At 67.6% G+C, this 18,293-nt stretch carries 18 protein-coding genes, 1 other RNA gene and 1 pseudogene; 7 read left to right on the top strand and 13 right to left on the bottom strand.

The annotated features are described in order from the left end of the window. Positions 1-34: 34 nt before the first annotated feature. Positions 35-517, bottom strand: coding sequence for an RNA polymerase-binding protein DksA (gene dksA / locus Q1W68_RS18450; RefSeq protein WP_366146717.1), 483 nt, complete (start codon positions 515-517; stop codon positions 35-37). Here dksA and Q1W68_RS18445 point away from each other — a divergent pair. After that, complete coding sequence (locus tag Q1W68_RS18445; RefSeq protein ID WP_366146716.1) at positions 516-1,190, top strand: hypothetical protein; 675 nt, start codon at positions 516-518, stop codon at positions 1,188-1,190. The genes dksA and Q1W68_RS18445 overlap by 2 nt on opposite strands. 240 nt (positions 1,191-1,430) lie before the next feature. Here Q1W68_RS18445 and Q1W68_RS15750 read toward each other — a convergent pair whose 3' ends face one another. The 5 genes from Q1W68_RS15750 to dapF all read right to left on the bottom strand — a co-directional run bounded on the left by Q1W68_RS15750 (position 1,431) and on the right by dapF (position 6,385). Further along, entirely contained in the window at positions 1,431-2,513 is a 1,083-nt protein-coding gene (locus Q1W68_RS15750; protein ID WP_300717070.1) for a GTP-binding protein, read from the bottom strand. 91 nt (positions 2,514-2,604) lie between these two features. Beyond that, positions 2,605-3,789 (bottom strand): class I SAM-dependent methyltransferase, encoded by a 1,185-nt coding sequence (locus Q1W68_RS15745; protein WP_300717069.1) that lies wholly within the window; start codon positions 3,787-3,789, stop codon positions 2,605-2,607. 31 nt (positions 3,790-3,820) lie between these two features. Further along, positions 3,821-4,795, bottom strand: coding sequence for a tyrosine recombinase XerC (locus Q1W68_RS15740; protein WP_300717068.1), 975 nt, complete (start codon positions 4,793-4,795; stop codon positions 3,821-3,823). Positions 4,796-4,801: 6 nt separating this feature from the next. After that, positions 4,802-5,485 carry a DUF484 family protein gene (locus Q1W68_RS15735; RefSeq protein ID WP_300651346.1) on the bottom strand — a complete coding sequence of 228 codons (684 nt, stop codon included), beginning with the start codon at positions 5,483-5,485 and terminating at the stop codon, positions 4,802-4,804. Positions 5,486-5,509: 24 nt separating this feature from the next. Next, positions 5,510-6,385 carry a diaminopimelate epimerase gene (dapF, locus tag Q1W68_RS15730; RefSeq protein ID WP_300651343.1) on the bottom strand — a complete coding sequence of 292 codons (876 nt, stop codon included), beginning with the start codon at positions 6,383-6,385 and terminating at the stop codon, positions 5,510-5,512. 66 nt (positions 6,386-6,451) lie between these two features. Between dapF and Q1W68_RS15725 the strand changes: the two genes are divergently transcribed. Further along, on the top strand, positions 6,452-8,173 hold the full coding sequence (locus Q1W68_RS15725) for an MBL fold metallo-hydrolase (RefSeq protein WP_300651340.1): 1,722 nt from the start codon (positions 6,452-6,454) through the stop codon (positions 8,171-8,173). Here Q1W68_RS15725 and Q1W68_RS15720 read toward each other — a convergent pair. After that, a complete protein-coding gene (locus Q1W68_RS15720) occupies positions 8,163-8,765 on the bottom strand; it encodes a hypothetical protein (RefSeq protein WP_300651338.1) in 603 nt (200 codons plus the stop codon). The two genes, Q1W68_RS15725 and Q1W68_RS15720, sit on opposite strands and share 11 nt — an antisense overlap. Positions 8,766-9,159: 394 nt before the next feature. Here Q1W68_RS15720 and Q1W68_RS15715 point away from each other — a divergent pair, with 394 nt between their 5' ends. Then, entirely contained in the window at positions 9,160-9,831 is a 672-nt protein-coding gene (locus Q1W68_RS15715) for a Crp/Fnr family transcriptional regulator (protein WP_300651352.1), read from the top strand. Positions 9,832-9,838: 7 nt separating this feature from the next. Here Q1W68_RS15715 and rnpB read toward each other — a convergent pair. Next, positions 9,839-10,243, bottom strand: an RNA gene (gene rnpB, locus Q1W68_RS15710) — RNase P RNA component class A. 89 nt (positions 10,244-10,332) lie between these two features. Here rnpB and Q1W68_RS15705 point away from each other — a divergent pair. From Q1W68_RS15705 to Q1W68_RS15690, 4 genes are all read left to right on the top strand, one after another. Beyond that, a complete protein-coding gene (locus Q1W68_RS15705) occupies positions 10,333-10,572 on the top strand; it encodes a hypothetical protein (RefSeq protein ID WP_300651336.1) in 240 nt (79 codons plus the stop codon). Next, a complete protein-coding gene (locus Q1W68_RS15700) occupies positions 10,572-11,048 on the top strand; it encodes a type II toxin-antitoxin system VapC family toxin (RefSeq protein ID WP_300651335.1) in 477 nt (158 codons plus the stop codon). Before Q1W68_RS15705 ends, Q1W68_RS15700 begins: the two co-directional genes overlap by 1 nt. 61 nt (positions 11,049-11,109) lie before the next feature. Next, on the top strand, positions 11,110-12,969 hold the full coding sequence (locus Q1W68_RS15695) for an FAD-dependent protein (RefSeq protein ID WP_300717067.1): 1,860 nt from the start codon (positions 11,110-11,112) through the stop codon (positions 12,967-12,969). Positions 12,970-13,044: 75 nt separating this feature from the next. Next, a complete protein-coding gene (locus tag Q1W68_RS15690; protein ID WP_300651330.1) occupies positions 13,045-13,755 on the top strand; it encodes a glycine zipper 2TM domain-containing protein in 711 nt (236 codons plus the stop codon). An 83-nt stretch (positions 13,756-13,838) separates the two neighbouring features. Here Q1W68_RS15690 and htpX read toward each other — a convergent pair whose 3' ends face one another. The 5 genes and pseudogenes from htpX to Q1W68_RS15665 all read right to left on the bottom strand — a co-directional run. Next, positions 13,839-14,711, bottom strand: a complete 873-nt coding sequence (gene htpX, locus Q1W68_RS15685) for a protease HtpX (RefSeq protein ID WP_300651327.1) — start codon at positions 14,709-14,711, stop codon at positions 13,839-13,841. A 93-nt stretch (positions 14,712-14,804) separates the two neighbouring features. Beyond that, positions 14,805-16,190 (bottom strand): glutamine synthetase family protein, encoded by a 1,386-nt coding sequence (locus tag Q1W68_RS15680; RefSeq protein WP_300651324.1) that lies wholly within the window; start codon positions 16,188-16,190, stop codon positions 14,805-14,807. Further along, on the bottom strand, positions 16,187-16,954 hold the full coding sequence (locus Q1W68_RS15675) for a DUF3025 domain-containing protein (protein ID WP_300651321.1): 768 nt from the start codon (positions 16,952-16,954) through the stop codon (positions 16,187-16,189). Before Q1W68_RS15675 ends, Q1W68_RS15680 begins: the two co-directional genes overlap by 4 nt. Then, positions 16,954-17,997, bottom strand: a complete 1,044-nt coding sequence (gene pyrC / locus Q1W68_RS15670) for a dihydroorotase (RefSeq protein WP_300651318.1) — start codon at positions 17,995-17,997, stop codon at positions 16,954-16,956. Before pyrC ends, Q1W68_RS15675 begins: the two co-directional genes overlap by 1 nt. A gap of 162 nt (positions 17,998-18,159) precedes the next feature. Next, positions 18,160-18,293: pseudogene (locus Q1W68_RS15665) on the bottom strand (amino acid ABC transporter ATP-binding protein); the annotation flags it as partial.

Genomic DNA, 18,293 nt, shown 5'->3' with positions numbered 1-18,293 from the left:
AAAGGGGGTCGGGATCTGGCTCGGTCGGTGAAGCTCAATCTCCGAACATTTTTTGCTTGAGCTCGCGCCGCTGCTGAGCTTCCAGCGACAGGCTGGCGGTGGGGCGTGCCATGAGGCGGCCCACGCCGATCGGTTCACCGGTTTCTTCGCAGTAGCCGTAGTCGCCCGAATCGATGCGGGCAATCGCCTGCTCGATTTTCTTGAGCAGTTTGCGCTCGCGGTCGCGGGTGCGCAGCTCCAGAGCGTGTTCTTCCTCGATCGTGGCGCGGTCGGCCGGATCGGGCACCACCACGGTGTCTTCGCGCAAATGCTCGGTGGTCTCGCCGGCGTTGGCCAGCATGTCGGCCTTGAGCTGAGAAAGCTTGCGGCGAAAGTAGGCCAGTTGCAAGTCACTCATGTACTCGCTGTCGGGCATGGCCTGCACGTCTTGATCGGTCAACTGGTCGGCGGGCAGGGTTTTCCAGTTGTTGGCCCGCTTGGGGTCTTTCTGGATCGATGAGGGGACGGGAGGGGTCATGACGGCACGTTCGTTCGTGTGGGAAAAAGTCGCCTTGGCGGCGTCGGGTGCGTGGGTCGGCACCACCGCAGCCTGGGTCATCTGCTCCATCATGACTTTCTTGGCGGCCCGCTTGCCCAATGGGCGGGGGGTGGGCTCAACCACCACGGGGGCCGGTGCCGGCGCGCGCTTGGCGCTGGCAACTTTGGAGACGGGGGCGGCAGATGCCGCCCGGGGAGCAGAAGAAGTCACGGTGGGTACAGCCGCCTTGGCGGCGGGCTGTGCCTTGGATTTGGCGGTACTCGCCGGAATGGGCTTGACCGCAGGTGCGCGGGAAGGTGTGGGTTTGCTCGCAACAGCGGGTTTGACCGCTGGTTTGGATGCGGCTTTCGCGGGAAGCGAAGCGGGTTTCTTGGACGGTGCAGGTACTTTCGATGGAGCGGATGACTTCGCCGCGGGCTTCGCGGCTGCTTTCACCGGCGCTTTGGCTGCGGTTTTCGCAACCGGCTTGGAAACCGCCTTGGACACCGGCTTCGCAGGCACCTTGGCCGCCGGCTTCACCGCAGCTTTGGCTGCGGCCTTGGCCGCAGGCATGCGCCCCTTGGTGCCCGACGCGGCGGGCTTGGCTGATTTCGCTGACTTGGTAGCCGGGGCTTTCACAACGGGTCTCCTCTCAGTGCCTGACGGTGCTTGATCCGGGTCCGGTGTGCGGGATGGGGCCGCATCAACCTGTGTCGGCGCGGCCGACGGATGGGCGGTTACACCCCTACCGGAACCGGGACTCGGCCGCTGGCGAGCACCTGCACTGGAAGACCGCCGGGCCACCGGCATGGGGCGCGATTGTAACGACGTGGCGCCAACGCTCCCGGAATCCGGTCGGGAGGGGAAACCCAGGCGTTGGAGAAGCGAGACAAAGAACACGGTGGCGGCGGCTTCAGACCAGGCTCTGGTCCAGGCCTTGCACCAGGATGTCGCGCGGCAGGTCGATGCCGATGAAGACCATTTTGCTGGTGCGCTGCTCGCCTTCGGCCCAGGGTGGTCCCAGATCGCTGCCCATGAGCTGGTGCACGCCCTGGAAGATCACCTTGCGGTCGGTGCCGTCCATGTCGAGCACCCCCTTGTAGCGCAGCATGCGCGGACCGTACACCTGCACGATGGCGCCCAGAAAGTCTTCGAGCTTGGCCGGGTTGAAGGGGCGGGTGGCTCGGTAGACGAAGCTCTTGACGTCATCGTCGTGATGGTGATGGTGACCCTGCCCTTCATGGCCGTGGTCGTGCGCGGGCTTGTGTTCGTGCTTGTGCGACGGGTGGTCGCAGTGCTCACCGTGTTCGTGATCGTGGTGGGCGTGGTCGTGATCGTCGGCCTTGAGAAAGTCCGGATCGATGTCGAGCTTGGCGTTCAGGTTGAAGCCGCGCAGGTCGAACACCTCTTTGAGCGACACCTCACCGAAATGCGTGGCGCGCATGGGCGCGCGCGGGTTCATGTGTTTGAGTCGGTGGGTCAGCGCGTCGAGGTCGTCGGCGCTCACCAGATCGGCCTTGCTGATGAAGATCTGGTCGGCAAAGCCCACCTGGCGGCGCGCTTCCTGCCGGTCGTTGAGCTGCTGGGCCGCGTGTTTGGCGTCCACCAGCGTGAGGATCGAGTCCAGCAGGTACTGCTCGGCCACCTCGTCGTCCATGAAGAAGGTCTGCGCCACCGGACCGGGATCGGCCAGCCCGGTGGTCTCGATCACCACACGGTCGAAATCGAGCTCACCCTTGCGCTTTTTCTCGGCCAGATCGCGCAGCGTGGCGCGCAGGTCGTCGCGGATGCTGCAGCAGATGCAGCCGTTGCTCATCTGAATGATGTTTTCGGTGGTGTCGGCCACCAGGATTTCGTTGTCGATGTTCTCTTCACCGAACTCGTTCTCGATCACCGCGATCTTCTGGCCGTGCGCCTCGGTGAGCACGCGTTTGAGCAGCGTGGTTTTGCCCGAGCCGAGGAAACCGGTGAGGATGGTGGCGGGGATGAGGGACATGGCGGGCGCGACGGTGTGGAAGGTGGGCGAACGGGTGGGCCGGTCGAAAGAAGCGCGCAAGTGTATGCGAGCCCTCCGAGGCCTGCACACCCTACTGTTTTTTCATGACAACCAGTCCCTTGAGGTACTCGCCCTCGGGGAAATTCACCGTCATGGGATGGTCGCAGGCGCCACCCAGGCGCTGCAGGATGGCGCCGTCGACGCCGGCATCCAGCCCGGCGGAGGCCACGATCTTGTGGAACAGCTCCACCCCGATGCCGCCCGAGCACGAGAAGGTGAACAGCACACCGCCCGGCGCGAGCAGCTTGAAGGCCAGGCGGTTGATGTCCTTGTAGGCGCGGGCGGCGCGCTCGGCGTGGGCCACGGTGGGCGCGAGCTTGGGCGGGTCGAGCACGATGGCGTCGAACTGGCGGCCCTCGGCCACGAACTGGCGCAGCGAGGCGTTCACGTCGGCGTCCATGAAGCTGGCGCGCGAGGCATCGAAGCCGTTGAGCGCCACGTTGGCAGCGGCTTGCTGCAAGGCGGGCGCGGACGAGTCGATGGAGGTCACGTGCTCTGCCCCGCCGGCCAGCGCGGCCACGGTGAAACCGCCGGTGTAGCTGTAGCAGTTGAGCATGTGCTTGAACTGCAGGCGTTTTGCGTACTGGCTGCAGGCCAGCCGGCTGTCGCGCTGGTCCAGGTAGAAACCGGTCTTGTGGCCCTGGGCAATGTCCAGCCCGAGCTGCCAGCTGTGTTCGCGCAGCACCAGCGCGGTGGGGCCGCTGCCGCGCAGCCAGCCGGTGACTTCGGGCAGGCCTTCGAGCTTGCGGCTGCTGGTGTCGGAGCGCTCGTACAGGCGCGGGCAGCCGGTGAGTTCGATCAGCGCGTCGGCGATCACCGCCTTGTGCCGTTCCACGCCGCAGGCGGTGAACTGGGCCACCAGCGTGTCGCCGTAACGGTCCACGATCAGACCGGGCACGCCGTCGGACTCGCCGTGCACCAGGCGAACGCCGTCGCTCTCGATCCCCAGTCGTGTGCGCAGGGCAATCGCTCGCGCCAGCGTGGCGCGCAGGAAGTCGGCGTCGATGCGTTGGGCCTCGTCGAAACTCCAGGCACGAACGCGAATGCTCGATGAGGGCGAGAACGCGCCCCAGGCCAGGAACTGCCCCTCGGTGCTTTCCACGCGCACGGTTTCGCCCGCATCGCCGCCCCCTTTGGCGATGGCACCGTCGAACACCCAGGGGTGGCGGCGCAGGAGGGAGCGGTCTTTGCCGGGCTTGAGGCGAATGATTTTCATGCGGGTATTGTCGGTCCCGCCTGCCAGCACCTCAGCCCTTGCCCGGTGGTTTCTTGGCGTGAGCCCGGGGATGCGCGGCGTCGTACACCTTGGCCAGGTGCTGGAAGTCCAGCCGGGTGTAGACCTGCGTGGTGCTGATGCTGGCGTGGCCGAGCAGCTCCTGCACCGCACGCAGGTCGCCGCTGGACTGCAGCACGTGGCTGGCGAACGAGTGGCGCAGCATGTGCGGATGCACCGGCGTGGCCAGACCCGCCAGGCGCGAGCGGCGCTTGAGGCGCACGCGGATGTGTTGCGGCGTGAGGCGCTGGCCGCGCGAGCCGATGAACAGGGCCGCGTCGTCGCCCGCCCAGAGGGCGCGCTGCTCAAGCCAGCGCGCCAGCGCCGCCAGCGAGGCCCGGCCCACCGGCACACTGCGCCGCTTGGAGCCCTTGCCCAGCACGTGCGCCTCACCATCCTGGGCGTCGATCCAGCCACGCGCGCTGGCGCTGGCCACCACGTCCAGGCCCACCAGTTCGCCGATGCGCAGGCCGCAGCCGTACAGCAGTTCGGTGATGCAGGCGTCGCGCGCTTCCAGTGCCGGGTGGTCGGCCTCTTCCACATGCGAGGCGAGCTGCACCGACTCGTCCACGCCCAGCGCCTTGGGCAGGGGCTTGCCGGCCTTGGGCGCGCGCACGCCCTGCACGGGGTTGTGGTCGATCAGTCCTTGACGCCCGAGCCACCCATAGAGCCCGCGCCAGCCCGAGAGGATGAGCGCAATGCCGCGCGCGCTGCGCCCTGCGCTGTGCATTTGCGCGATCCATTTGCGGATGTGGGTGCTTTGAACGTCCCTGAGGCCGACCCGCGCGTCGGCCGCATGGGTGGCAAGTCGCTGGAGGTCCAATGTGTAAAGAACCACCGTGCGATCGGCCAGGCGCTTTTCCACCGTGACGTGGTTCAGGTAGCCCTGCACCAGCGCGGCGTCGTCACCCGTCGGGATGGCGGAGTCGGCGCGCACCGGCAGATTCATGGGGTCTCACTCCGGGCGCAGGCGGGAAAGCGCCGCGCTCGTGATTTCGCCGATGCGCTCCAGGAAATCGGTGCCCATGTCGCTGGCGAACCGCTGCGGATCGCCGGAGGCCAGCACCAGCAGGCCAAACGCCTGGGGTGCGATACCGGCGCGCAGCGGTATGAGCGCGAGCGAGGCGGCACTCGACGGATCGTCGAGCCAGCCGGCGGCTTCCAGCCCCGGGTTGGCGCCGCAGTAGGGCCGGGTGAGAGACGAGGCGAAAGCTTTCACATCGTCGCTGGCCCCTTGCGCGAACGGCTGGTCCTCGAACCCGGGCGCGACACCCCAGACCTTGATGGCCACCTGCGGCACCATGAACTGGTTGGCGATCTCGCGCACCGCCACCACCGGCAATTCGGTGGGCTCGCGGGTGAGCAGCAGCGCACGGGTCCAGAGCTGCAGCTTGTCGGCGATGGTGGTGTTTTCGTGGCCGTTGCGGATCATCTCGGCGGCCTTGAGCTCCAGCCCCTTGATCTTTTCGCGCAGCATCTCGGCCTGCCGTTCCTGCAGACTCACCGCTCGGTGGCCGTGCGGGCTGGTCAGCTGCACGGCGGCCAGCAGGCTGGCGTGGCGCTCGAAGAAGTCGGGCGTGTTGGCCAGGTAGTTGGCGATGTCGTCTTCGGTGATGGGGGGGATGCTGTTGGTGTTCATGGGTCGGTGGGTTCGGGGCTGAGCTCAGCCCATGTCGGGAATGTCGATTTCGCCGTGGAAGACGGTGGTGGCCGGTCCGGTCAGGCGCACGGCGTTGTCGTGGCGGCGGTTGTCCTGCCATTCGATGGTGAGCACACCGCCGTGGGTGTGCACGTCCACACGCGCCTCCAGCAGGCCCAGGCGGATGCCGGCCACCACCGCAGCGCAGGCCCCGGTGCCGCAGGCCAGCGTCTCGCCCGATCCGCGCTCGAACACGCGCAGCTTCACCTCGGTGCGGCTCACCACCTGCAGAAAGCCCGCGTTCACACGCTGAGGAAAGCGCTCGTGCCGCTCGATCATGGGCCCCCAGGCCTGCACCGGTGCGGTCTTCACATCGTCGACCAGCAGCACCGCGTGCGGATTGCCCATGGACAGGACGGCCACCGGCACGTCGCCGGCGTACGGCAGGGCCAGCGGCCAGCGCTCGAAATTGCCCATGGGCTCGGACGGCAGGCCCTGGGCGTTGAACGGCACCCGGTCCAGCGCAAACACGGGCGGGCCCATGTCCACCGTCACGCGTCCGTCGGCGTGGGCGTGCAGTTCGAGCTCGCCGTTGGCCACTTTCACACGCAAAGGATTGCGTTGGCTCAGGCCTTTGTCGTGCACGAAGCGCACGAAGCAGCGGGCACCGTTGCCGCAATGCTCCACCTCACCGCCATCGGCGTTGTGAATCACGTATTCGAAGTCCAGGCCAGGCTCGTTGGTGGCCCGCACGCTGAGGATCTGGTCGGCGCCCACCCCGAAATGGCGATCGGCCAGGAACCGGTATTGCGCTGTGGAGAGGCCGAGCCGGCCACGCGTCTCGTCGAGCACCACAAAATCGTTGCCCGCGCCCTGCATCTTGGTGAATCGAATGTGCATGCCCGGATTATCGGGTGTGACCCGCTGGTGATGCCGTTGGGCTCAGGCTTCCCGCAAAATGCCGCCATGGTCAGACCCACACAACTCCTGCATCCCCAGCGCCCACCCGCCGCACTGCGCCCCGCCGCCACCGTGCTGCTGCTGCGCGACAGCGCCGACCTGGCGCATCCCGGCATCGAAGTGCTGATGACCCGCCGCTCCATGACAGCGAGCTTCGCGCCCGGCGCCTATGTGTTCCCCGGCGGCGGCATCGATGCGGCCGACGCGCAGTCACACGGCATCAGCACACGGCGCGCCTCGCAAAGCGACCTGCACCTCACCCAGGCGATTGCCGCCATCCGCGAGAGCTTTGAAGAGCTGGGCGTGCTGCTCGCGCACCGAGCCGACGGCTCGCCGGTGGACGACAGCGACATCGCCAGGCTGGACCGCCAGGCTACCTTTGCCGCGCAATGCCGGGCCCAAGGCCTCACGCTGGACGGCGCCGGTGTGTTCGTGCTGGCGCACTGGATCACCGACCGGGACCTGCCGCGCCGCTTCGATGTGCCTTTTCTGGTGGCGCGCATGCCCGAAGGCCAGTCCCCGGTGGCCGACGAGACCGAGCAGTTCGAACCGGTGTGGGTGCGCCCGGCCGATGCACTGGCACGCCACGAGGCGGGTGGCTTTTTCATCATTTTCCCGACCATCCGCACGCTGGAGCGCCTGAAGGCCCACGAAACGGTCGAGGAACTGCTGGCGGCTTGCGCAGTGAATGATCAACCCCTTTGGACGAGCTGCCCCCGCGCCGGCCTCCTGCACGGAGCCGAATCGCGCCACATGGAACACGAACCGCCGTTTGGCGAGCTCGCCCTGGTCTGCCCCGACGGCCAGATCGCGCACAGCCTGGACTGGCAGCACGAGCAGCCGGTGCAACTGCTCAAAAACGTGCAGCGCCTCACCGCCCCCAACCCCGGCTTCATGACCGGACCGGGCACCAACAGCTATGTGGTGGGGGACCCGGCCAGCGGGCACATCGTGATCGACCCCGGTCCGGACGATGCGCCCCACATCGAGCGGCTGTGGCGCGCGACCGGCGGCAGCATCCAGGCCATCGTCTGCACCCATTCGCACCCCGACCACTCGCCCGGCGCGCCGCGACTGCAAGCCCTGTGTGTGGCCGCCGGCCTGGACAAGCCCCCCATCCTCGGTCTGCCGAGCGCGCCCACGTCGCGCGAGAACAGCCGCTTCACACCGGAACGCCCGCTCGCCGACGGCGAACAACTCGTCCTGATCGGGCAGTCGGGCGACGCCACCGTGTCACACACGCTGGAGGTGATCCACACCCCCGGCCACGCGGCCAATCACCTGTGCCTGCTGCTGGTGGAAGACGGCCTGCTGTTCACCGGCGACCACATCCTCAATGGCAGCACCACGGTGATCGATCCGCCCGATGGCAGCATGGGCGCCTACCTGGAGTCGCTCGACAAACTGGCCGAGCGCTGCCGGCAGCACGGGGTGGAGTTCATCCTGCCCGCGCATGGGTACGTGCTGGGCGACTTGCGGGCCAGCACCGACAACCCCGGCGCCCCGGTCGAAGGCGGCGCGCTGGCAGCCATTGCGCACCTGAAAGCACACCGCCTGCAGCGCGAAGCGAAGGTGGCGCGCGCCATGCAGGCGGCGCCCGAAGGCACAGCGGACGACTGGGTGAAACTCGCCTACGACGACGTGCCCGAGCGGCTGTGGCCGGTGGCCAAACGCTCATTGATGGCCCACGTGGAGCGGCTGCAAAGTTTGGGCGGCTTCAACCTGTGAGGGCTTGAGCGCGGGCGGCGCAGTCGCAGGCATGCGCCCTCAGCACCTGCCGATCCAGCAGTTTCAACCGACCGGGCTCGAACTGGAGCGCCCCGCTGTCGACCAGCTGCGCCGCAGCGCCGGCGAGCGCATCGGCCGGCACCCTCAGCTGCACGGTCAGATCGCCCAGGTTCATCGCCAATGCATCGCCCGGCACACGGTCAAAGGCCAGCAGCAACCATCGGCCCAGGCGCTGTTCGACCGTGTGGACACGCTGGCACAACGCGGTTTGTGACATCTGTGCGGTGAGCGACTGCAGGTACCCCAGCACCACCCGCGCCAGGTGGGCCGACAGGTGACCGTCGCCGGTCAAGGCGCTGACGGGCAGTCGCCAGACCACGCCCGGGTGCAGCACCAACGCTCGGCTGGGCTCCACCGGGGCACCCAGCCATGCAGACACACCCACCGCCCCATCGTCGCCAACCAATGCCACCGAAACGTCGTCCGCGGCCGGTGCGGGTTGCATCAGGGCGATGAGCGCGGTGGTGGGGAAATACACGTGAGAAGGCGCAACACCCGGCGCAACCAGTTCATGGCCTGCCGGCAGTTCCATGGGGTGGAGCTGTTCGCTCCACGGCGGCCTGCCCCCCTCGAACAAGGCCGCGAGCATCCGGTTGGAAGGGCGATCTGCTGACACTGTCGTAACTCCTGCCGGCGGGCAATCGAGGGTGCGTGGCCGGTGTTTCCGGAGGTGAGACAGTGTAGGGGCAACCAGCGTTTTGTGTTCGATATCGAACACATAGAGCATCGGTAACGACAAATGCCCTCCTATGACGGGCGTTGTGCAAAACAGCGCGGTGCGTGCAAGCCACGGCTGGACGGGGGTCAAAGGCCCTTTGCCTCGTACACTCGTCGTGACAAGACTCTCGCTCGCCCCGGCCATCTCGCCATGGAACTTTCGTCGCAGTGTCGTCCCTCGAACACTTCCGGGAGCCCCATTGACACTCATGCACAACGGCCTGGCGGCACAACTGTCCAGCCCCGACCTGCGCCTGCTGGAGCGACGCTGCAAGCCTGTCGAGTTGAGTGCCGGTGACGTCTTGGCCGCACCCGACAAACCGCATGGTCACGTCCACTTTCTCACCAGTGCCAGCGTTGCCCTGGTGGTTCGCCACACGGACGGCAGTGGTCTGGCGGTGGGTCTCGCCGGTCGCGAGGGCGCAGTCGGCCTGCAGAACGCGCTCGGCCTGGGCCCCGGCAACCTGACACTGCACGTCCAGGGCAGTGGCACCGCCTTCCGGGCCGAAGGCGAGGCCTTGCGCCGCCTGGTGGCTCGACGCGGCAACATGCTGCGGGTGTTCGCGGTCTACCTGTGGATGTTTTCCCAGGAAGTCGCTGCGATGGCAGCGGCCTCCCAGACCCACGACATCAAGGCCAGGTTGGCACACTGGATTTTGCTCAGCCATGCGCGCAATGGGAGCGACAAGCTCTACCTCACACACGCCCACATCGCCGACATGCTGGGGGTGCGACGTGCGGGTGTCACGCTGGCTGCGGTCGAGCTCAAGGAACTGGGTCTGGTGGATTACCAGCGGGGCCGCGTGCACATCCTCAACGGGGATGGCCTGCGCGCAGTGGCCAAGCGGCCCGCCCTGACCCATGGTCTGCCGCGTGCCTGAACGGTAAGTGTGAAGCGCGCCGTTACGCCGGATTCTGTGCATCCGGAACCCTCTTGCGAGGGCCCGGACGTGACCGCCATTCATCTGGGCCGGGGGTTGCCCACCCGGCTCGGTGCTACCTACCCGCCAACTCTCCTTGCGGAACCACAAGGATCTTCAACACGGCGAACCGTGTCGCCTCAGGCTGGCCTATTTGGTATTGCTGCGCGTAGAGATTGCCCGTTTCACCCGAACTGAATCGGCTCGTCTCTGTTGCTCTGATCCTCACCTTAGGGCCCACAGAGCGAACTCTCTGGGCTGGTCGGTGGAGAGGTGTTACCTCCTACGCTGTCCTGTGCAGTCCGGACGTTCCTCCAGCACCCCCTTTCGGGTCCTCTTGCGAGGCAGTGCCAGCGACGGCCTGGCGCGCTTCACCGCCGCATTATCCCGCTTGCCCGGATACCCCCGCCCGTGGCGCCGGAAACGCACCGGTAGGATTCTTACTTTCTGGAGGTAAGAACCATGAAAATCACCAGCAAAGGACAGGTCACCATCCCCCAGGCGGTGCGCGAGCAGGCGCGGCTGTACCCGCACGGCGAGGTGAGCTTCGAGGTGCTGCCCAACGGCGACGTGCTCATGCGGGCGACGGTCGCCACGGTCTCGCCGGCGCGCCGCGCCTTCGAGCGGGCGCGCGGCAGCGCCAACGCCCGTGCCTTCAAGCACATGGGCACCGACGAGTTCATGAAATACCTGCGCGGCTGATGGCACACCACAAGAAAACCGCGAGCGCACTCGCCCGCGAACCCGATGCGCGCTACCTGCAGCCAGCCCCGATCGCCGGCACCCTGGTCGACAGCGGCGTGCTGATCGACGTGCTGGCCGACGACTCCCTGTGGGCCGACTGGTCGATTGCGCAGCTGGAACGCTGTGCCCAACAAGGGCCGCTGTACATCAATCCACTGATCCTGGCGGAGGTGAGCCCCCGCTTCGAGACCGCCGCCGACCTGGAAACCACCCTGGCCCACCTGCCGCTGCAGCGCCAAGCCCTGCCCTGGGACGCCGCCTTTCTCGCCGGTCAGGCCTTCAAGCTCTACCGACAGCACAGCGGCACCGACCCCTCGCCCATGCCCCACTTCTACATCGGCGCCCACGCCTGGGTGAACCAGCTGCAGCTGCTCACCCGCGACGCCGTGCGTTACCGGCGCTACTTTCCGAAACTCACGCTGGTGGTGCCCTGAAGCTGTCGGACAATGGCGGCTTTGTCCTGGATTGCTTGATCGCCACAAGCCACCCGCCGCCATGATCCGACTCTCCGAACTCAAGCTGCCCCTGGCCGACGTGCCGACCGAGCACCGCCGCGCCGCCGACGCCCCCACCGAAACCGACCTCGACCGCGAACCACCGCCGCACCCGGTGGAGGCCCTGACCCGGCTGGCCGCCGCCGCGCTCGCCGTGCCGGTCTCAGCCATCGCGCACCTGCACGTCTTCAAACGCAGCTTCGACGCGCGCAAGGCCGATCTGCTCGCGGTCTACATCGTTGACGTGACGCTGGCCGATCCCTCGCAAGAGACCACCCTGCTGGCGCAGCACGCGGGCAAGCCACACATCCAGCCCACGCCCGACATGGCCTGGCACCCACCCGGCCACGCGCCGGCGGGCTGGCCAGCCGATGAGCGTGAACGCCCGGTGGTGGTGGGTCTGGGGCCCTGCGGCCTGTTCACCGCACTGGCGCTGGCGCAAATGGGGTTCAAGCCGATCGTGCTGGAGCGCGGCAAACCGGTGCGCGAACGCACCAAGGACACCTGGGGCCTGTGGCGCAAACACGTGCTCAACCCCGAGAGCAACGTGCAGTACGGCGAAGGCGGCGCCGGCCTGTTTTCCGACGGCAAGCTCTACAGCCAGATCAAGGACCCGCGCTTCCTCGGCCGCAAGGTCATGCAGGAGTTCGTGGACGCGGGAGCACCAGCCGAAATTCTGTACACCGCGCACCCGCACATCGGCACCTTCAAGCTGGTGCGGGTGGTGGAAGCCATGCGCGAAAAGATCATCGCGCTGGGCGGCGAGATCCGCTTTCAGCACCACGTGTGCGGTCTCGGCCTGTCCAGCGATGGCGGCGCGCAGCGCATCGCGTCGCTGCGGGTGCGGCGCCTGGACGGCGGCGACACCATCGACATGCCGGTGCAACGCGTGGTGTTCGCCCTGGGCCACAGTTCGCGCGACACCTTCGCGCAGTTGTGGGACGCGGGCGTCTTCATGGAAGCCAAGCCGTTTTCGGTGGGCTTTCGCATCGAGCACCCGCAGGGCGTGATCGACCGCGCGCGCTGGGGCCGCCACAGCGGCCACCCGCTGCTGGGCGCGGCCGACTACAAACTGGTCCACCACGCGAAGAACGGCCGCGCCGTCTACAGCTTCTGCATGTGCCCGGGCGGCATGGTGGTGGCGGCCACCTCGGAGCCCGGGCGCGTGGTCACCAACGGGATGAGCCAGTACTCCCGCAACGAGCGCAACGCCAACGCCGGTCTGGTGGTGGGCATCGAACCGGTCGATTTCCCGCAGGCCTTTCCCCAGGATGCACCGCTGTGGACCGCCGCGTTCGGCGAGCAGGACGGTGTGCGCTACGCCGGGCAGGCCACCGCGCTCGCAGCCGAGGGCAAGATCCACCCGCTGGCCGGCATCGTGCTGCAACGCCAGCTCGAAGCGCGCGCCTACCAGCTCGGTGGCGGCACCTACGAGGCGCCGGGCCAGCTGGTCGGCGATTTCGTGGCGCAGCGCCCGTCCAGTGCGCTGGGCGAGGTCGTGCCGTCGTACCAGCCGGGCGTGAAGCTGGGCGATCTGGCGCCCGCCCTGCCCGCCTACGCCATCGAAGCCATGCGCGAGGCGCTGCCGGTGTTCGGCCGCAAGATCCAGGGCTACGACATGGCCGATGCCGTGCTCACCGGCGTGGAAACCCGCACCTCGGCGCCGCTGCGCATCACGCGTGGCGACGACTTCCAGAGCCTGAACACGCGCGGGCTGTACCCGGCGGGCGAAGGTGCGGGTTATGCCGGCGGCATCCTTTCGGCGGGCGTGGACGGCCTCAAGGTGGCCGAGGCCCTGGTGCTCGATCTGCTGAAAACGCCACAAGCCCGGCGAGAGAGCATGAAATCACCCTCGGCATGACGAATCTTTACACGCCGTGCATCACGGATTGACCGCCCTGGCGCACACTTTCGGCGTCGTTATCAGGAGTTCGCCATGAGATATCCCGCTTTGATCCCCGTGATGGGCTTGCTGGCATTGGGCAGCACCGGAGCTGCGCATGCGCAGGAGGAACAAGGCCGGGTGCTGAGCAGCACGCCGGTGGTGCAACAGGTGGCCGTGCCGCGTGAGGTGTGCAGCGACGAGCGCGTGACCTACCAGGGCCAGCCATCGGGCGCCGGCGCGCTGCTCGGCGGTATCGCTGGCGGTGCGGCGGGCAACGCCATCGGCAACGGCAGCGGCCGCGCGGCCGCCACCGTGATCGGCCTCATCGGCGGCGCCATCATCGGCAACCGCGTTGAAGGCCCTGGTCAGCCCTACACGGAGAGCTACCGCCAGTGCGGCACGCAGACCTTCTACGAGAACCGCACCGTGGCCTACAACGTGGTCTACGAGTACGCTGGACGCCAGTACAACGTGCAGATGCCGCAGGACCCCGGCCCGACCATCCGCCTCAACGTGTCGCCCGCGGACGCACTGCCCCCTCAGGGCTACGCCCCGCCGGTCTACAACAACGCACCGGTCTACCGCCCGCAGACCGAGTACTACCCGTCCAACACCCGCATCACCATCGGCACCGAGTACTACCCGCGCTACCAGGTGTCGCCGGGCGTGGTCTACATCAACGGCTACCGGCCGGGCTATCGGCACGACGACCGCCGCTTCCGGGACGGTCACCGCGACCACGACCGCTGGGAGCGAAGGTAAGCCCCGCCCTATGCGGCCTGCCTCAGACGAACAACGAAAAAGCGACCCGAGGGTCGCTTTTTTTGTGGTCGATCGAGATCCGATCAGCCTTGCTGCTGCAGTGCTGCGATCCGCTCTTCGATCGGCGGGTGGGTCGAGAACAGCTTGCCCAGGCCACCGGTGATGCCGAGCGCCTGCATGGTCTTGGGCAACTCGCCGGGGGTGAGGCCACCCAGGCGGGCCAGCGCATTGATCATGGGCTGCTTGCGACCCATGAGGCCGGCGGCGCCCGCGTCGGCGCGGAACTCGCGCTGGCGGCTGAACCAGGCCACGATGATGGCGGCCAGGAAACCCAGCACGATGTCCATCACGATGGTGGTCACCATGTAGCCGATGCCGGGGCCCGAGGAGTTGCTGTCGCCCTTGCGCAGGAAGCTGTCCACCGCGTAGCCGATCACGCGGCTGAGGAACACCACAAAGGTGTTCATCACGCCCTGGATCAGCGTCATGGTGACCATGTCGCCGTTGGCGACGTGGGCCACTTCGTGGCCGATCACGGCTTCGACTTCTTCCTTGGTCATGTTCTGCAACAGGCCGGTGGACACCGCCACCAGCGCCGAGTTCTTGAACGCACCGGTGGCAAACGCGTTGGGCGCGCCTTCAAAGATGGCGACCTCGGGCATGCCGATGCCGGCCTTGTCGGCAAAGCGGCGCACGGTTTCCACGATCCAGGCCTCGTCGGCCGTCTGCGGCTGGCTGATCACACGCGCGCCGGTACTGAACTTGGCCATGGGCTTGCTGATCAGCAACGAGATGATGGCACCGCCAAAGCCGATGACGAGCGAGAACCCGGCCAGCGCCGTCATGTTCAGGCCGTTGGCCGTGAGGAAGCGGTCCACACCCAGGATGCGGGTGGTGACCAGCAACACCGCCATCACGGCGAAGTTGGTCAGGACGAACAGCAGGATGCGTTTCATGGGGACTCCGAGGAATGTCAAGGACAACGGGATGATAAGTGGGGCCGGATGCGCGGTTCTTCAAGCCGCGCTGCCTTCGGGCACCCCCCTGGTTCAGACTTGGGGCAGCAAAAACCGGCGCTCCCACGCGCTGATCTCGTTCAAGAAGCTGTCGTGCTCCAGTGCCTTGACCGCCAGATAAGCGCGCACGAAGCGCTCGCCCAACAAGCGGGGTGCCTGGGCACTCGCCGCCATTTGTTCGTGGGCGGTTGAAAAAGTTCGCGGCAAGTCGCGCGGCTGGTCGTAACCGTTGCCGGTCACCGGCTCGCGCGGCTCGCAGCGCGCCTGCAGCCCGGCCAGACCGGCGGCCAGCGTGGCGGCCATGGCCAGGTAGGGGTTGGCGTCGGCGCCGGCCAGCCGGTTTTCCACGCGGCGCGCGGCGGGCGGGCTCACCGGCACCCGCAGGCCGGCGGTGCGGTTGTCGTGCCCCCAGGCCACGTTGGTGGGCGCCTGGCTGCCGCTCACATAGCGCCGGTAGGAGTTGACCGTGGGCGCGTAAACGAGCATGAGGTCGGGCGTGAAGGCTTGCAGACCACCGATGTAATGCAAAAAGGCGTCGCTGGCGGACCCGTCGGCCTGGCTGAAGATGTTGCGGCCTTCGGCGTCCACCACGCTCTGGTGCAGGTGCATGGAGCTGCCGGCCTCACCCGCCAGGGGCTTGGCCATGAACACGGCGTTCAGCCCGTGCTGCAGGGCGATCTCGCGCGCCGCGGTCTTGAACAGGAAGGCCTGATCGGCCACCGCCACCGGGTCGCCGTGCAGCAGGTTGATCTCGTACTGGCAGGGGCCCACCTCGTGCAGCCAGGTGTCGGCCCGGATGCCCAGGGCGTCGATGGCGGCGTGAAAAGCGTCCCAGAACGGCGCCAGTTCGTTGAGCGCGTTCAGGCTGAAAGCCGACTGGCCCACCTCGGGCCGGCCGCCGCGTCCCAGCGGGGCGGTGAGCGGTTGCGCCGGGTCGGTCATGGCGGCGGTCAGGTAGAACTCGATCTCGGGCGCCACCACCGGCGTGAGGCCCATGGCCTGGTAGCGCGCCACCACGTTTTTCAGCACCGAGCGCGGGGCGAATTCGCAGAGGCTGCCGTCGAGCTCCACGCAGTCGTGCACCGCCAGGTAGCGCGGCACGCTGGCCCAGGGTGCCCGCTTGAGCGTGGACAGGTCGGGCACCAGGCGCACGTCGGGGTCGCTGTCGGGGAAGATGGGGTCGTAGGAATACTCGCCGGTGACGCATTGCATGGGAATGGCCTGGCAAATGCGCAGTTCGCCCCCCGCCGCGAAGCTGGTGGCCGGCATGAGCTTGCCGCGCGGGTAGCCGGTGACGTCGGCAAACAGGCACTCCACGTCGCGCACGCCGCTGGCGCGGAAGTGGGCGGCGAGTTCGGCGCGGTCGGCGTCCTGCGCCAGATTCAGGTGGGCCCACGAGGGCGGGATCGGCAAGGTCATGGGGAGTCCATTGGAAGGCTGGCGCGCCGGGGACGGAACACGCCGGCGTCGGCATAGTAAGCAGGATCGTCGTTCGCCGGCCACCAGCCCGGCACACCCAGCACCGGCAAGGGTGTGAACGGCTTGGTGGCCAGCAGCGGTGCGCTCAGGCCCTGGGTCAGCCAGGCGTCCCAGGCTGCGAGGTCGTCACCCAGGTCCATCGGCACCGGCGTGCGCAACACGTGGGCGGTGATCGACTTGTAAGGCGCGACCATTTTTTCGAGCAGGGCGTGGCCAAACAGCACCAGCCGAGCTTGCGCCCAGAGCGGGCGCAGCGTCACGAAAAGCCGGTGCCAGTCGCGCGCGGCCAGCGCCTCCCACAGCGCCTCGGGCGCCTGCAGCAGCGCTGCGTTTTCGTCGAACAAGGTCAACGCATCGCGCACCGGCCCTCGCACCTCGCGCACGCCGGCGGCTGCGATCTCGGCCGCCTGCAGCCGGTTCAGCCGCTGCTTGGTCCGCGGAAAGCGCAACCAGCACAGGCCGTTGAAAAAGTCGTGCAGGTTCTCGCGCGTGGGTACGCAACCCGTGTCGAAGATGAACTGCTCGTAGGCGGTCCCCGGCGGCAGCGTGGTCTGGGGCACGAAGCGGACCGGGCCAGCCGGCAACGCACCCAGCGCGTGCGGCAAGTCGTGGCCGGCGCTCAGGTGGCCTTGAACCGCCCTGCCGTCGGCGGCCACCGGTCCAAACCAGGGTTCGGACCAGTCCGGCGACGCGCCGCCCAACATCAGGCCTGCAGGCGCCAGGGCAGCACTTCCCCGCCGCGCAGCGGCTTGAGGTCGGCCTCGCCGAAGCGGAAGCTCTCGGGAGTCGTCCAGCTTTCGCGTTTCAGGGTGACGCTGCCGCTGTTGCGCGGCAGGCTGTAGAAAGCCGGGCCGTTGAAGCTGGCGAAGGCTTCCAGTTTGTCGAGTGCGCCCACCGAGTCGAAGGCCTCGGCGTACATCTCGATCGCGGCGTGCGCGGTGTAGCAGCCCGCGCAACCGGTGGCGTGTTCCTTCAGGTGGGCCGGGTGCGGTGCGCTGTCGGTGCCGAGGAAGAAGCGGTCGTTGCCGCTGGTGGCCGCGGCCAGCAAGGCCTGGCGGTGGGTTTCGCGCTTGAGCACCGGCAGGCAGTAGTAGTGCGGGCGGATGCCGCCGGTGAAGATGGCATTGCGGTTGTAGAGCAGGTGGTGCGCGGTGAGCGTGGCCGCCGTGAACGGACCGGCCTCGGCAACGTACTGCGCGGCCTCTTTCGTGGTGATGTGCTCGAACACCACCTTGAGTTCGGGGAAGTCGCGGCGCAGCGGGATCATCTGCTGGTCGATGAACACGGCTTCGCGGTCGAACAGGTCGATGTCGGGCGAGGTCACCTCACCGTGCACCAGCAGCAGCAGGCCAGCGCGCTGCATGGCTTCCAGCGTCTTGTGCGTCTTGCGGATGTCGGTCACGCCCGCGTCGCTGTTCGTGGTGGCGCCAGCGGGATAGAGCTTGGCCGCGACCACACCGGCGTCCTTGGCGCGCGCGATCTCGTCGGCGGGCAGGTTGTCGGTGAGGTAGAGCGTCATCAGCGGCTCGAAGGCCATGCCTTCGGGCACGGCAGCGCGGATGCGGTCGCGGTAGGCCACGGCCTGCGCCGCGGTGGTCACCGGCGGCTTGAGGTTGGGCATGATGATCGCGCGACCGAACTGGGCGGCGGTGTGTGGCACCACGGTACGCAGGGCGTCACCGTCGCGCACGTGCAGGTGCCAGTCGTCGGGGCGGGTGATGGTCAGGGTGTCGAGAGGGCTGTTCATGGCGTGATTGTCCCACTGGCCTGCCCATCAACAACAGCGCGAGCGATCGGACATATCCGGCGCACGGTGTCTTGACCAAGGCTCCCGAGGGTCCGGCTCCGCCGTCCCCAGGGTGCGCCCCCCTTGAGGGGGGACGCGCGAAGCGCGGCGGGGGGTGCCCCTCTAGTGCGCGAGGATCTTGTTGAGGAAGTCCTTGGTGCGCGGCTGGCGGTCTTCGGGCTTGCCGAAGAAGTCGTCTTTCGAGCAGTCTTCCAGGATCTTGCCGCCCACGTCCATGAAGATCACGCGGTTGCTGA

It is taken from the genome of Hydrogenophaga sp. (assembly GCF_030158645.1).
Lineage (GTDB): Bacteria > Pseudomonadota > Gammaproteobacteria > Burkholderiales > Burkholderiaceae_C > Hydrogenophaga.
This window is presented reverse-complemented; position numbering and strand designations above follow the sequence as displayed.

Coding starts and splice junctions, on each gene's coding strand:
- Q1W68_RS18445 (WP_366146716.1), top strand. CDS start 516: ATGACGGCACGTTCGTTCGTGTGGGAAAAAGTCGCCTTGGCGGCGTCG.
- dksA (WP_366146717.1), bottom strand. CDS start 517: ATGACCCCTCCCGTCCCCTCATCGATCCAGAAAGACCCCAAGCGGGCC.
- Q1W68_RS15750 (WP_300717070.1), bottom strand. CDS start 2,513: ATGTCCCTCATCCCCGCCACCATCCTCACCGGTTTCCTCGGCTCGGGC.
- Q1W68_RS15745 (WP_300717069.1), bottom strand. CDS start 3,789: ATGAAAATCATTCGCCTCAAGCCCGGCAAAGACCGCTCCCTCCTGCGC.
- Q1W68_RS15740 (WP_300717068.1), bottom strand. CDS start 4,795: ATGAATCTGCCGGTGCGCGCCGACTCCGCCATCCCGACGGGTGACGAC.
- Q1W68_RS15735 (WP_300651346.1), bottom strand. CDS start 5,485: ATGAACACCAACAGCATCCCCCCCATCACCGAAGACGACATCGCCAAC.
- dapF (WP_300651343.1), bottom strand. CDS start 6,385: ATGCACATTCGATTCACCAAGATGCAGGGCGCGGGCAACGATTTTGTG.
- Q1W68_RS15725 (WP_300651340.1), top strand. CDS start 6,452: ATGGTCAGACCCACACAACTCCTGCATCCCCAGCGCCCACCCGCCGCA.
- Q1W68_RS15720 (WP_300651338.1), bottom strand. CDS start 8,765: ATGGAACTGCCGGCAGGCCATGAACTGGTTGCGCCGGGTGTTGCGCCT.
- Q1W68_RS15715 (WP_300651352.1), top strand. CDS start 9,160: ATGCACAACGGCCTGGCGGCACAACTGTCCAGCCCCGACCTGCGCCTG.
- Q1W68_RS15705 (WP_300651336.1), top strand. CDS start 10,333: ATGAAAATCACCAGCAAAGGACAGGTCACCATCCCCCAGGCGGTGCGC.
- Q1W68_RS15700 (WP_300651335.1), top strand. CDS start 10,572: ATGGCACACCACAAGAAAACCGCGAGCGCACTCGCCCGCGAACCCGAT.
- Q1W68_RS15695 (WP_300717067.1), top strand. CDS start 11,110: ATGATCCGACTCTCCGAACTCAAGCTGCCCCTGGCCGACGTGCCGACC.
- Q1W68_RS15690 (WP_300651330.1), top strand. CDS start 13,045: ATGAGATATCCCGCTTTGATCCCCGTGATGGGCTTGCTGGCATTGGGC.
- htpX (WP_300651327.1), bottom strand. CDS start 14,711: ATGAAACGCATCCTGCTGTTCGTCCTGACCAACTTCGCCGTGATGGCG.
- Q1W68_RS15680 (WP_300651324.1), bottom strand. CDS start 16,190: ATGACCTTGCCGATCCCGCCCTCGTGGGCCCACCTGAATCTGGCGCAG.
- Q1W68_RS15675 (WP_300651321.1), bottom strand. CDS start 16,954: ATGTTGGGCGGCGCGTCGCCGGACTGGTCCGAACCCTGGTTTGGACCG.
- pyrC (WP_300651318.1), bottom strand. CDS start 17,997: ATGAACAGCCCTCTCGACACCCTGACCATCACCCGCCCCGACGACTGG.